Origin of the sequence: Caryophanon tenue (assembly GCF_001700315.1) — a bacterium.
GTDB classification, from domain to species: domain Bacteria; phylum Bacillota; class Bacilli; order Bacillales_A; family Planococcaceae; genus Caryophanon; species Caryophanon tenue.
On record NZ_MASJ01000014.1, the window covers coordinates 67,297 to 80,259 of the forward strand.

General features: G+C 40.4%; 12 protein-coding genes and 1 other annotated feature (1 of these 13 only partly in view). Of the genes, 5 read left to right on the forward strand and 7 right to left on the reverse strand.

Annotated features, from left to right (window positions below; translation table 11 throughout):
• Nucleotides 1-52 (forward strand) — a binding site (T-box leader) (it extends 163 nt beyond the left edge of the window).
• A gap of 71 nt (nucleotides 53-123) precedes the next feature.
• On the forward strand, nucleotides 124-1,701 hold the full coding sequence (locus tag A6M13_RS08520) for a 2-isopropylmalate synthase (RefSeq protein ID WP_066544979.1): 1,578 nt from the start codon (nucleotides 124-126) through the stop codon (nucleotides 1,699-1,701).
• 45 nt (nucleotides 1,702-1,746) lie between these two features.
• Here the strand turns inward: A6M13_RS08520 and A6M13_RS08525 are convergent, their stop codons facing one another.
• Nucleotides 1,747-3,984, reverse strand: a complete 2,238-nt coding sequence (locus A6M13_RS08525; protein WP_066544981.1) for an ATP-binding cassette domain-containing protein — start codon at nucleotides 3,982-3,984, stop codon at nucleotides 1,747-1,749.
• Nucleotides 3,985-4,099: 115 nt separating this feature from the next.
• Between A6M13_RS08525 and A6M13_RS08530 the strand changes: the two genes are divergently transcribed.
• A complete protein-coding gene (locus A6M13_RS08530; protein ID WP_066544982.1) occupies nucleotides 4,100-4,375 on the forward strand; it encodes a GNAT family N-acetyltransferase in 276 nt (91 codons plus the stop codon).
• Nucleotides 4,376-4,476: 101 nt separating this feature from the next.
• Here the strand turns inward: A6M13_RS08530 and A6M13_RS08535 are convergent, their stop codons facing one another.
• Nucleotides 4,477-4,716, reverse strand: coding sequence for a hypothetical protein (locus tag A6M13_RS08535; RefSeq protein ID WP_066544986.1), 240 nt, complete (start codon nucleotides 4,714-4,716; stop codon nucleotides 4,477-4,479).
• Between the two features lie 189 nt (nucleotides 4,717-4,905).
• On the opposite strand from A6M13_RS08535, the gene A6M13_RS08540 reads away from it, so the two are divergent.
• Nucleotides 4,906-5,841 carry an ATP-grasp domain-containing protein gene (locus tag A6M13_RS08540; RefSeq protein WP_066544989.1) on the forward strand — a complete coding sequence of 312 codons (936 nt, stop codon included), beginning with the start codon at nucleotides 4,906-4,908 and terminating at the stop codon, nucleotides 5,839-5,841.
• Nucleotides 5,842-5,985: 144 nt separating this feature from the next.
• Here A6M13_RS08540 and A6M13_RS08545 read toward each other — a convergent pair whose 3' ends face one another.
• Nucleotides 5,986-6,969 (reverse strand): diaminopimelate dehydrogenase, encoded by a 984-nt coding sequence (locus A6M13_RS08545; RefSeq protein ID WP_066544990.1) that lies wholly within the window; start codon nucleotides 6,967-6,969, stop codon nucleotides 5,986-5,988.
• Between the two features lie 218 nt (nucleotides 6,970-7,187).
• The gene (locus A6M13_RS08550) at nucleotides 7,188-7,895 is read right to left on the reverse strand and encodes a YjjG family noncanonical pyrimidine nucleotidase (RefSeq protein ID WP_066544991.1); all 708 of its coding nucleotides are present in this window, start codon (nucleotides 7,893-7,895) and stop codon (nucleotides 7,188-7,190) included.
• 130 nt (nucleotides 7,896-8,025) lie between these two features.
• Between A6M13_RS08550 and A6M13_RS08555 the strand changes: the two genes are divergently transcribed.
• On the forward strand, nucleotides 8,026-8,703 hold the full coding sequence (locus A6M13_RS08555; RefSeq protein ID WP_066544992.1) for a type 1 glutamine amidotransferase: 678 nt from the start codon (nucleotides 8,026-8,028) through the stop codon (nucleotides 8,701-8,703).
• A 182-nt stretch (nucleotides 8,704-8,885) separates the two neighbouring features.
• Here the strand turns inward: A6M13_RS08555 and A6M13_RS08560 are convergent, their stop codons facing one another.
• Nucleotides 8,886-9,731, reverse strand: coding sequence for a DegV family protein (locus A6M13_RS08560; protein WP_066544995.1), 846 nt, complete (start codon nucleotides 9,729-9,731; stop codon nucleotides 8,886-8,888).
• Between the two features lie 160 nt (nucleotides 9,732-9,891).
• Here A6M13_RS08560 and A6M13_RS08565 point away from each other — a divergent pair, with 160 nt between their 5' ends.
• The gene (locus A6M13_RS08565; protein ID WP_066544996.1) at nucleotides 9,892-11,337 is read left to right on the forward strand and encodes a hypothetical protein; all 1,446 of its coding nucleotides are present in this window, start codon (nucleotides 9,892-9,894) and stop codon (nucleotides 11,335-11,337) included.
• 218 nt (nucleotides 11,338-11,555) lie between these two features.
• Here A6M13_RS08565 and A6M13_RS08570 read toward each other — a convergent pair whose 3' ends face one another.
• Nucleotides 11,556-12,068 carry a hypothetical protein gene (locus A6M13_RS08570; protein WP_066544997.1) on the reverse strand — a complete coding sequence of 171 codons (513 nt, stop codon included), beginning with the start codon at nucleotides 12,066-12,068 and terminating at the stop codon, nucleotides 11,556-11,558.
• 56 nt (nucleotides 12,069-12,124) lie between these two features.
• On the reverse strand, nucleotides 12,125-12,907 hold the full coding sequence (locus A6M13_RS08575) for a hypothetical protein (RefSeq protein ID WP_066544998.1): 783 nt from the start codon (nucleotides 12,905-12,907) through the stop codon (nucleotides 12,125-12,127).
• Nucleotides 12,908-12,963: the final 56 nt, after the last annotated feature.

The following is a 12,963-nucleotide window of genomic DNA, read 5'->3' on the forward strand; positions in this document are numbered from 1 at the left end:
GGACAAATTTGTCCAAATAGAGTGGTACCGCGAGTTCAAGCTCGTCTCTATCCGTTTATGGATAGAGGCGGGCTTTTTTATATGATAGTAGCAAAGCACATACATTCAAAGGAGATGGCAATTATGACAAGAAAAATTTTAGTATTTGATACGACATTACGTGATGGTGAACAAGTACCAGGTGCAAAATTAAACTTATACGAAAAAGTAGAGATTGCCCAACAATTAAAAAAGCTTGGTGTTGACATTATCGAAGCTGGTTTCCCTGCTTCTTCACAAGGTGATTTTGATGCGGTGCGTGCTGTTGCAGAGCGTGTCGGCAACACATCAGATATTATGATTACAGCGCTTGCTCGCGCCGTACAATATGATATTGACCGCGTATACGAAGCGGTGAAATATGCACAAAACCCAATGATTCATATGGTGCTTGGCACATCTGATATTCATGTCGAAAAAAAATTCAGTAAATCAAAAGATCAAATTTTACAAATCGGCGTAGATGCTGTGAAATATGCGCGTACATTATGTCCACAAGTCCAATACTCAACAGAAGATGCATCTCGCTCTGACTTTGATTATTTATGGACAACTATCGAAGCCGTTATGAAAGCTGGCGCAACGATGATTAATGTGCCAGATACAGTTGGTTATGCAGAGCCAGAAGAATGGGGTCACTTAATTTATCGTTTAAATGACCGCATGAAAAATGTTAATCCTGACGTTATTTTATCGGTACACTGCCACAATGACTTAGGTATGGCAACAGCCAACACGCTAGCAGCTGTAAAAAATGGTGCAGATAAAGTGGAAGTAACCATTAATGGTATCGGTGAACGTGCCGGAAACGCGGCTCTTGAAGAAGTGGTGATGGCACTAAAAACACGTAACCAAATTTATGAAGCGACGACAGGTATTAATACGCGTGAAATTATAAACACATCTCGTCTTGTTTCAAGCTTTATGGGCTTAGATGTACAAGTGAACAAGGCGATTACAGGAGACAACGCATTTGCACATTCATCAGGTATTCACCAAGACGGACTATTAAAATCACGTGATGCGTATGAAATTGTGCACCCAGAAGATGTTGGCTTAGAAGATATGGAGCTTGTCTTAACAGCTCGTTCAGGTCGACACGCTGTGAAAAATGCTCTTGAAAAACTAGGTATTGCGCCACAATCAACAGATGATTTCGAAGCAATTTTCGAGAAGTTTTTACAGCTTGCTGATGCAAAAAAAGAAGTGTATAACCATGATTTATATGTGATTGTCGAAAGCTATTATGAAGCGACAGACTCTGCAACAAATGAATCGACGACTGCATTTAGTGATGCGTTTTATGACTTACAAGACTTGCAAGTCATTTCAAACTCAACATTCCCATCTGCATCTATTCGTTTAACGCGCGGTGCCGATGTTATTCCAGCAAGTGCAGTTGGAACTGGTCCAGTCGATGCGCTATATTCTGCGATTGCATCTGTGACAAAAATTGATGCGAAGCTCGTCGAATATAATATTTCAAGTGTATCACGTGGCAAAGAAGCACTTGGTAAAGTAAAGATCACTCTTGAATACAATGGTGAAACCTATATGAGTAAAGCGGCGGATACCGATATTTTACGAGCATCAGCACTTGCCTATATTAATGCGATTAATAGTATTATCGTCGAAACATTACAACCAACGATTCATGTGTAACAAGAAAAGCGCCCTGTCCAAAACATTGGACAAGGCGCTTTTTCTTTATATATATTTCGCTGTAATGGACATTGAGCAGGCAAGTAAGTCTTGCGGTGGCCCTTCAAATAAAATATGACCACCTCCACTGCCACCTTCTGGACCTAAATCAATAATCCAATCCGCTTGGCGAATGACATCAGTTTGATGCTCAATGACGACAACGGTATTCCCAGCATCTACTAGCTGATGCAACATATTCATTAACGTCGCAACGTCACGAATATGTAGTCCTGTCGTTGGTTCATCTAAAATATATAATTGCCCATCCTCTTTCATTTCCTTCGCTAGCTTCAGACGCTGGCATTCACCGCCTGAAAATGTCGACAAAGGTTGGCCCAAAGACATATACGATAAGCCAACAAGCTGTAATGTTTGCAGCTTTTTGACAATATCTTTTGCACTGAAAAATTGAAGCGCTTCTTCGACATCCATCGCCAGTACCTCGACAATGTTTTTACCATTATACGTATATGCTAATACATGTTCGTCATATCGCTCGCCACGACAGCTCGGACATACACGCTCAACATTATCTAAAAATGATAAATTGAGCGTAATGGAGCCATTGCCGCCACATTCTTTACAACCACCTTTGGAATTATAGCTAAACAAGGCTGCCTCTACATCATTCTCTTTTGCAAATAACTTCCGAATCTTGTCCATCATCCCTAAATAAGTCGCTGCATTTGAACGCACATTTGTATGAATCGGCTGTTGGTCAATAACAATTGCCTCCGCATGCTCGTTTGCAAATACATCATGTACAAGTGTACTTTTCCCCGACCCGGCAACACCCGTTACAACCGTTAGCACACGTTCAGGTACGTGTAATGCCACTTGCTGCAAATTATGAAGACTACTCGTTGAAGACGTTAAGAAGGTCGTCACAGCACGCGGTTTTTCGTTCAGTGGTGTTTGCGTATTTAACGCTTGTGCTGTAATCGAGCCATTCTCTTTAAACTGTTCATATGGTCCGCTAAATAAAATGGTCCCTCCGTGAATACCTGCGCCAGGACCTACATCGACAATATAGTCAGCAATTTGAATCACATCTGCGTCATGCTCCACGACAAGCACTGTATTTCCGTTATCACGAATTTGGCGTAATAAATCATTTAGACGGTACACATCGCGTGGATGTAAACCTGTGCTCGGTTCATCAAAAATATAGAGCATACCTGTTAATGTACTTGATAAATATTTCACCATTTTCACGCGCTGCGATTCACCACCCGAAAGTGTAGCTGTCTCGCGGTTTAAGCTCATATAACCTAGCCCAATATCAATTAAGCTGTGAACACGTTGTAAAATGCGTGTAATAACCGCTTCCATTTGCGGGTCTGTAAAGTTTGTTAACACCTTTGATAACTCCGTTAACTGTAATTCACTCAAGTCATAAATCGAATAGCCATGTAGCTGAGATGCTAATACTTCTGGGCGATAACGACTACCGTTACAGGCATCACACTTTGCTGTTATCATAAACGGCTCGCGCTTTTTCTTTTCCCGTTCCGATAGCTCTTTTTGTTGCTGAAGCGCTCTGCGGAAACGATACACAAGCCCCATATACGTCCCGTTAAATTCTCCGGTACTATGCGTAATATGAATTTTTTGTTCGGCACCGTATAAAAATTGCTGCCATTCTTCCTCCGTGTATGCATGTAACGGCTTATCATTATCAAAAAAGCCACTTTGTGCATACAAGCCCCAATAATACGTGTCAACACCGTAGCCTGGCAATAAAATCGCGCCTTCATTTAATGATTTCGCCATGTCTAACGAGGTATCTACATTTAACGTCAACTGCTTTCCGATACCTTCACATATTTCGCACATACCTTGTGGGTCATTAAATGAATACATATTAGCTGTTTGTAGCGATGGCGTTGCAAAGCGTGAATATAATACACGTAGTAGTGGCGCAATATCAGAAATCGTCCCTACTGTTGAACGGGCATTCCCGCCAAGTCGCTCCTGTCCAACGACAACAGCAGGTGATAAATTGTGAATAGCATCAATCGCGGGTGCTTCATATTTCGGCAAAAAATTGCGGACAAAATTGCTATACGTTTCATTTAACTGCCGACCTGCCTCTTGTGCAATCGTGTCGAATACAATGGACGACTTCCCTGACCCTGACACACCGGTAAATACCGTAATCTTCCCTTTTGGAATACGTAACGAAATATTTTTTAAATTATGCTGCCGTGCTCCGATTAATGTAATCCATTGCGTTTCCATAAAATCCCCTCATTCCCGTATGCTGTTTTCATCGTAGCGAACTCGAAAATGATTTACAACTGATTCTTGAACACTTTACAATAAACGTAATGTTATATACAAAGGAGACGAACATATGGCAATTCAATTAATGGCAAACGAACGTGGATTTGAAGTAAATAATGCAGAAGGTGTACAAGTAGGGCGCATCGTATGGGATTTAGAAGACAATATTATGATTATGAATGGTACATTTATCGATAGCTCTTTACGTGGTCAAAATATGGGCGAGCAACTACTAGATGCCGCAGCGCAATATGCACGTGAACATCATTATAAAATGAAAGCAGTATGTCCGTACGTTGTGAAGAAATTTAATACAAGCGATAAATATACATCATTAGAAGCATAATCGTTCAAAATGAAAAAGGCTTTACACAAAAGCCGAAAAACAGCAAAATATCCTTCAGCAGCTGTCGTTGCTGAAGGATATTTCTTTTTTCCTAGCCTCTTTTAATAATGCGGTGCATAAATAAGCGATGTATCGGTATCAATTCGAAAATCAACATGTGACACCTCATCGACAAGGCGAAACGCGTAGTGCTGGCAAAAATAAAGTGCCAGTGCTTCATTATACGTAGCAATACGTTTTGCTTTCGTATACATCATGTCGAGCTGTGCTTTTGTATACGAAGCGCCTTCCAAAAAAACTTGCCCTTTATAGCCGTCAATTTCAATAATTATGACTTTCACCTCTACCTTCTCTTTACACAGTACTACTTCGCCCACCACTTGTACACGTTATGATGTTTCTAGTGAAGATGACGTATGTCTTTTCATCCTAATCATTATTCAAAATTGTTGCTATTTTGACATAACAACTTATAATAAAATAAAGCATATATATTTACTATGACTTACATCCAAGAAAGTGGGCATACGATGACGAAGAAAATTTATGTCATTCATGAAAATAATGAGTGGACAATGCATTTAGAAAAACGATTACAAGAACTTAATTTACCATACGAGTTATGGTACTTAGACGAAGGTACTGTCAATTTACAAGAAGCACCGCCTGAAGGTATTTTTTATAGCCGTATGAGTGCTTCATCACATACACGTAACCATCGCTTCGCTCCTGAATTAACAGCTGCTGTCCTTACATGGTTAGAATTCCACGGACGCACAGTTTTTAACGGTTCAGAAGCATTAACATACGAAGTAAGCAAAGTAAAACAATACACGCAGCTTGAACGTTTCGGCATTCAAACACCTAAAACTGTTGTCGCTGTTGGAAAATCACGTATTGTCGAAGCCGCAAAATCACTGAATATCTTCCCATTCATTACAAAACATAACCGCGCTGGTAAGGGATTAGGTGTACAATTATTTTACTCAATTGCTGCACTTGAAGAATATCTTAACAGCGAGCGTTTTGAAGAACCTGTAGATGGCATTACACTTGTTCAACAATATATAACATCACCTGAGCAGTTCATTACACGCGCAGAGTTTATCGGTGGGCAATATATGTACTCTGTACGTGTTGACACATCTGAAGGTTTTGAACTTTGTCCAGCAGATGCTTGCCAAATTGGTGACTTATTCTGCCCAGTTGGTGAACAACCGAAGAAAAAAATGAAATTCGAAGTAGTCGATAACGCGCATCCTGAGTTAACAGCAAAATTCGAGCAGTTTTTAGCGGCGAGTGGCATCGATGTAGCAGGTATCGAATATATCGTGGATGCAGATGGAAACACATATTCATACGACGTCAATACAAACACAAATTACAATGCAGATGCTGAAGCATTACACGGCACATACGGTATGCTAGAGCTTGCAAAGTTTTTAGGTGCACAACTAAACGCATAAGTTATCGAAAAAAGTGGCGAACCGAGAGATTATTCTCGATTCGCCACTTTTTCATTTCGCACCTAAGCGATTAATAATGGTCTAGCTGTACGAATTCAACTAAAGCGAGACACGTTTATGCCATACTATTTAGCTAAAATACTTTTATAGTAACTCTTTACGTAAATCTGCTGGTGATTTTGGTGATAATAAACCATATGGAATATCAAATACTGTTTTTGCACCGAAATCTTTTTTCACGGCTAATTTATGTGCTGCACGTGCATATGCAACAAGCACACTTGATGTAAACATCGGGTTAGAGCCTAGTTTTAATGAAAACTCTAAAATTTGTTTGTCGCCTGCACCTGATTCACCTGAACGAATCACAAATCCACCATGCGGCATACCTGTATGGTTGGCATTAAATTCTTCTTCAGAAATAAAATGTACTGTCGTATCATAATCAGCGAAGTAGTTTGGCATTTCAACGATTTCTTTTGTAATAGCCGCTTCATCTGCACCTTCTTCTACTACAACGAAACATTCACGCGCATGCTTTTCACGTGTTGTTAATTCTGGATTTTCACCTGAACGTACACGATCTACTGCGTCTTGAATTGGTAATGTATATTGTACCGCATTTTTGACACCGTTTACGCGACGTACCGCATCCGAGTGACCTTGGCTTAAGCCGTCGCCCCAGAATGTATATGTATGACCAACTGGTAGTACCGTTTCACCTAATAGACGATTTAATGAGAATAAGCCTGGGTCCCACCCAACTGAAATTACTGCTACTGTATCATTTTTCGCTGCTACTGTATCGGCTGCTTCAAAAAATGCTGGTATTTTAGCATGTGTATCAAATGAATCGACTGTGTTAAACCATTGTGCAAAATGTGGTACTTGCTCTGGTAAATCCGTTGCTGAACCACCGCATAATATCATTACATCAATCGCATCCTTATAACTTTCTGCATTGTCAACATGGTCTACTTTTACACCTTCTGTTGCTATTGTTACACCAGCGGGATCACGACGTGTAAAGACGGCCACTAATTCCATATCTTCGTTTTGTGTAATCGCTGCTTCAACACCGCGACCTAAGTTTCCGTACCCTACGATACCAATACGTGTTTTTGTCATTACAATTCCTCCATTACATCACAAGTCAATGTCAGTATTATCAGAAAAGACTTTGAATTTATTTATTATCATACATTTTTGTATAAAAACTCACAAGATAATTAGGATAAATTCATTATTTTTTGTGTTATTCTCTTAAAATACATGTCACAATCGTGTGATATTACAATTAATAAAAAAACGAGAGCACAGCTTTATAGGTGCTCTCGTTAGAATGTTTATACAGTTTGTTTAATATTTAAAACGGTATATAGTTCGCGTAAATTGTCAATTTCATACGTAACCGGAATATTAACAGTAGGCTCTTTTCCTTTTGCATTTAACCAGCATGTGTCAATGCCAGCATGGTGGCCTCCGACAATATCTGCACCGAAAGAATCACCAATAATTAATGTCTCGTTCGCATTAAATTGTGGAATGCGCTCAAATACATAGTCAAAAAAGGCAGGCATCGGTTTTTGTGAGCCTGTTTGCTCTGATACAAAAATATCGTTAAAGTGCCCATGAATGCCGGCATGACGTAAACGTTTATGTTGTGTATCCGTTGCACCATTTGTCACAATATATAAGTCAAATTTTTGAGATTGAGATAATGTTCGAATGACTTCATCTGCATGTGGCACAAACTGTTGTCCAACGACTAAATAATCGCGGTAACGTGCATCCGCTTCTGCCCCATTTACCGTATAGCCAAACGTTTCGAATAAACGTGTAAAACGTGTTGTTAATAGCTCATGGCGCGTTACACGTCCAATTTCAAGCGCGCCCCATAACTCCTCGTTAATATCACGGTATACTTGACGAATTTCTTCTGAATACGGAATGCCGTAATCATTACAGACAAGTGGTAATGCGCCAAGTTCTGCCGAATCAAAATCTAATAATGTATCATCGACATCGAATAATAAATGTTTGTATTGTTTCATTGTTGCTCTCCAATCCTTCCGCTCTCATACTACCTCTAAGATTATAGCAAAAAATCAGTTATAATACGACTAGATGGCTTATATAGAGAACATATCGCCTACCTGATAACAATGTAAAGGAGTCAAATGGATGAAAACAATTATACTACAGCATACTGATTATTGGCATGGCGGTGTTATACACGACATAGTTGAAGCAGACGTCATTTTCACAAGACAGGTTGAACAATATCCAGCAATCGCGGATATTGGACTGATTATTGTGCTTGGTGGGCCTGAACCTCTTTCTTATGACGAGCATTGGGTACGTGCTGCGCAAGCTTTTCTAACAGCAGCAATTGAGCAAAAACGTCCAGTACTCAGCTTCGGGTTTGGTGCACAACTTGTCGCTCGTGCGCTCGGCGGACAAATACACCCAAATCCGGCAGGCAAAGAGATTGGCTTTTTCCCAGTTGAAGCCACTTATCCAACATTACCATTTGGGCTATTTCCACAGCAACTCGTACCATTCCATTGGCATAGCCAGACATGCCAACTACCACAAAGTGCCATGGTGTTTTATAAAACACCATTTTGTGACACACAAGCCTTTTTATATAGTGACCGGGTGCTCGGCTTCCAATTTCACTTAGAAATGAATGCGTCATTACTTGAAGCGTTACTAACACATGAACATAATTTTATCGAACAACGCGGTTATTTCACGCAATCCCTTGCACAACTTCGCGCTGCACAAATAAATCCGCAACATCACGAACCTCTTGAAAAAATTATCGCGCATTTACAAGGTCGGCTACAGTTTTTATAAGTGGCTTTTAGCGAATATAGCAGAATGGGACAGAACCGTTCTGTAAATACAACAAAACCACGGCGCATGTCATGTTCGCCGTGGTTTTGTTTATCTATCGCTGAATTTGTAACACTTTTTAGCAGGTATGAAAAAAGAAGTTTCTTTCATCGCACCAAAAGGTTGTTTGCCTCCGCACTAAATTATTTTTCAAAAAATAGTGCAAAGACACCTAAGCCAACATGTGAGCCAATTACCGCACCTATTGTTGTGACATCAAAATCTTTTGGCTGTAGCTCTGCTGTTAAGACTGCCTTCAATTCGTCGACAATCGCCACGTCACCCGTATATGCAATACCGATTGTCTTCGATGTGAAATCACCGCCGCGTGCTTTCACATGTTCTACAACTTGCTTAAAGGCACGTTTTTTGCCGCGTGCTTTATCTAATGTATCAATTAATCCCTCATCGGTAATCGTTAAAATGGGCTTAATATTTAATAAACCTCCAACAAACGCTGTTGATTTTGATAAACGTCCACCTCGCGCTAAATGGTCTAAATCATCAACTGCAAAAACGTGCTGAATCGACGCAGCATAGGCTGTTAGTTGCTCGGCAAGTGCAGTTGCTGTGACACCAGCCTCGCGTAAACGCACCGCTTCCTTTACGACAAAACCTTGTCCAAATGATGCACATTTTGTATCGATAATATGTAATGAAAAATCTGGATACGTCTCTTTCACTTGCTCACGCATCATAACCGCTGTCGCAAACGTTCCAGATAAGCCTGATGAAAACGCGATATAGACGCCTTCTTCACCTGCTTTTGCCTGCTCTGTAAATGCAGCTAAAAATGTTTCTGGTGACACTTGTGATGTCTTCGGTTGTCCACCTTGTTCTAAAATATCGAAAATTTGTTGTGGTGTAATTTCAACACGGTCTGCTAAATCTTGTCCATTATACTCCACACGTAATGGAAATAAAGTAATGTCATGTGCCTCTAAATAAGTTAATGGTAAGTCACATGCACTATCTGTATAAAGTTTCATATGTATTCACGTTCCTTTCTCGCTTTTATTTTACTGCTTCCACTGAAAACGTCAATTTACATTTGTCATATATTCTTTCCTTCTACCCCATTTTTCGATAACATAGACATACAAACTGGCGAATTTCTTCCAATATTCGTTGTACTAAAGGAGTTTTAACATGATTCAAACGATTTATGAGCAATTGGCCGTTCAAGGAATGTATGCCGTTGCAACATGGCCTTCCGCTGGTGCTTCACTACAGGAGCATTTGCATAAACACGCCCCTGTACACGATGCGTTCACATCACCGTTTTGCGAGCAAGTAGCAACCTACCATGTTGGACGTGGCACAGCGACACAGCGTTTCACACAATTACAAACGTGGCTAAAAAGCACATTACACGAAAAAACAATTCATGATTATGTATATATGCTTCGAAGCGTTTTATATAATGATAGCGTCCTTCGTCCATTATTTCGTGCTTTAGAACGTACGACGCCGCAGCAAGAAACCGCATATGAATACGCAGCAGCGATCGCAATAACGCCTTATACAAACGAACAATTATGCACTATTATTGATTTTATCGAAACATTATTTGAATTAAAGCAATTACAGGCACAACGCACGAAAATCGAGCCATTGATTTGGCATGAGCGACTTACACAATGTGCAAATCGTACACAACAGCGCTTCGATACGATTGAGCAAGCGATGACGTATACAAATCTCTTTAGCGAACAACCTGCAACGATACCGTTGTCTTCTCTTGTGATGCTCACAGAAATTCCAGCGAGCACGTATGAACTTTTACGTCAGCAGCAAATTGATGTAGCACATTTTGTCGCGACAACAGCCTTTACAGCACAGCAAGTAGAGGCATTTACGTCGCAACATGCAAGTGTTGATGTCATACTGCAACATGCACTCATTGCCTATTTACAACGTCCAGTTGAAACCATTGCGCCCATTACCGTGAAAAAAACGACGGTGAAAGCCGCGAAAACATCGCCAAAAGAAAAAGAACTTGCGCAGCAAATTACACATCTTACCAAACAGTTAACCGAGCTTCAACAACGGCTCACACATTATGAGCAACAAGCGTCCAATCATACACAAAGCGAGCAGCAAATCGCCTTCTTATATGAGCAGTTGCATACACTTGAAATGCACAATGAGGCGTTAGAACACGCCCTTGAACAAGCAAAACAGCAACGACAAACAACAACCGCTGCAAAAATGGTCACAGCGATGCAACAAACGCTCGAAGCATTACAACAAGAGTTAGCAACTGAAACAACGAACACGAAACAAACCTATATTGAGCAAATTGCTGATTTACGTATCGCCTTTATCGGTGGGCATCAGAACTTACATCAGCAAATTGCCAAAACATTTGTGCAAGATGTACTTTGCATTAGCCCTGAGAAACAGCAGTTTGATGTGAAGCAATTACAACAATACGATATTGTTGTGTTCATTACAAGCTACGCTAGTCACAGCCTGTATGAACGTGCTTTTGACTATTTAAAACGCCAGCACATGAAACATAAATGTGTTGTCACATCGCAACAACATTTGGAAACAATTGCGCGTAAAATTTATTTCCAAGCCTACGTATAACGAAAAAAAGCTGCCGAAAAAGGAGTTCCTTTTTCAGCAGCTTCTTTCATGCCGCACAAGAGATGCCTATGCATTTAGTTTAATTGGTCGCCATGGACATAGTTGGTCATTGGTCACATGTAACAATTGAACAGGTAATGAGTCATTGGTTTTTCTTTACGATTAAAGTCGTTGTATGCGGACATGAAAGCCTAGTTTGGAGTCTCACCGCCCTAGGTTTACATATAACGGCTATCATCAAAATCAATCGATACCGTAAAGTTTTTGGCATTAATTAAGTTTGATAATTTATGTGCTTTTTTCTCTAATTCATCTGCTTGTTTACGATAATGCTCTGGGTCAAATAATGCCACTTTATATACTTGCACCGCTTCACTATAACCGTATTGTAGCTCTTCTTGCTCCGCCATCGCAAATTCCTTCGCCTCGTCGACTTCCATACGTAGCTGCTTCGCAAGTTCAATCGCCTCAACAATCGCAAACGCTTGTCCGTCAAAGGCCACAGTATGACGGACATTCGCTTCATATACAAGGCGGTCTAATTTCCGTATATCTGCACGAATCAAGCGCAATTCATGCTCAACATCTGCTAAAGTGCGTCCTTCACGTACCGGGCTTTGCCCTTTTTCGATAACTTTAAACGCCACACGATGACGCTCATGCGTTAATTCTTGTTGTTTTTTAAGTAAAATACTTTTTAATTTCACTGCTTCTGCTAATAAAATGGTCACAAGATTCCCTCCTAGCCGTTTCCAGTAATATATATTATACCTTTATATTCTAAAATTTACAAATTATCATGCGGAACAGCTGTGGCAATATGTGTTTTAATGTCCGCAATATCCGCTTCCATTTTCGCCGTATCATAGCCAACACCTGCTTCAAACGCTGCTAATAGCGCATCGCCCATATTGCTTAGTGCTGTATACGTAATACCGCCCGATAAAAATCCACCTGCTAGCGGAATAAATTTCGTGACGCCACTTGCCATCGTTTTTTTCGTAATCTTTTCGATAATAACGGTCGCAATTTCGCCTAAAATGGGCCAATACATCGCCTTTTCCATTTCGCTAAATGAAATTTTCCGGCTCACAATTTCCGTATGACGCGTCGTTAATAAACGCATCGCAGCCGCGCCACCCTTTACTTGTAGCATTGTGCCAAGTAGTAATAATAAATCATTCTTTCGTGCTTCATCTTGCAGTTGCCAAAAATCACGGTAGCCGTATAAATACGCCATTTCCTGTGCGAGCCTTAACGCATTACCTAAAAACTGCAATGTATCTGCTGGCACGGTTGCAGCCATCGCAAAGCCACCCGGTAAACCTGCTCCAAACGATAGCGTTGTCGATTGACGCGTACGCTTGCCAACTAATCGCTTTGCTAAACGCTTCACTTCTTTTTGTGGCACACCTGCTGCAAGTGGCCCATCTAGTAAAATTTGTGCTAACTGTGGCGACTTTTCAAAGTGCTTCGTTAAAAATGCATCGCGGTCTACCTTCACACCGGGAATTTTATATAATGTACGAAAAAAGCTTGCTAAAATTGTTTGCTGTTCAAACCATTTCATATCCTAACCTCCATTACTTTCATCCCCCTACTGAATTTGCTATACTAAAGTTTCAA

Bases quoted from the DNA above. Each gene is read 5' to 3' on its own strand.
- A6M13_RS08520 (WP_066544979.1), top strand. From the start codon at position 124: ATGACAAGAAAAATTTTAGTATTTGATACGACATTACGTGATGGTGAA.
- A6M13_RS08525 (WP_066544981.1), bottom strand. From the start codon at position 3,984: ATGGAAACGCAATGGATTACATTAATCGGAGCACGGCAGCATAATTTA.
- A6M13_RS08530 (WP_066544982.1), top strand. From the start codon at position 4,100: ATGGCAATTCAATTAATGGCAAACGAACGTGGATTTGAAGTAAATAAT.
- A6M13_RS08540 (WP_066544989.1), top strand. From the start codon at position 4,906: ATGACGAAGAAAATTTATGTCATTCATGAAAATAATGAGTGGACAATG.
- A6M13_RS08545 (WP_066544990.1), bottom strand. From the start codon at position 6,969: ATGACAAAAACACGTATTGGTATCGTAGGGTACGGAAACTTAGGTCGC.
- A6M13_RS08550 (WP_066544991.1), bottom strand. From the start codon at position 7,895: ATGAAACAATACAAACATTTATTATTCGATGTCGATGATACATTATTA.
- A6M13_RS08555 (WP_066544992.1), top strand. From the start codon at position 8,026: ATGAAAACAATTATACTACAGCATACTGATTATTGGCATGGCGGTGTT.
- A6M13_RS08560 (WP_066544995.1), bottom strand. From the start codon at position 9,731: ATGAAACTTTATACAGATAGTGCATGTGACTTACCATTAACTTATTTA.
- A6M13_RS08565 (WP_066544996.1), top strand. From the start codon at position 9,892: ATGATTCAAACGATTTATGAGCAATTGGCCGTTCAAGGAATGTATGCC.
- A6M13_RS08575 (WP_066544998.1), bottom strand. From the start codon at position 12,907: ATGAAATGGTTTGAACAGCAAACAATTTTAGCAAGCTTTTTTCGTACA.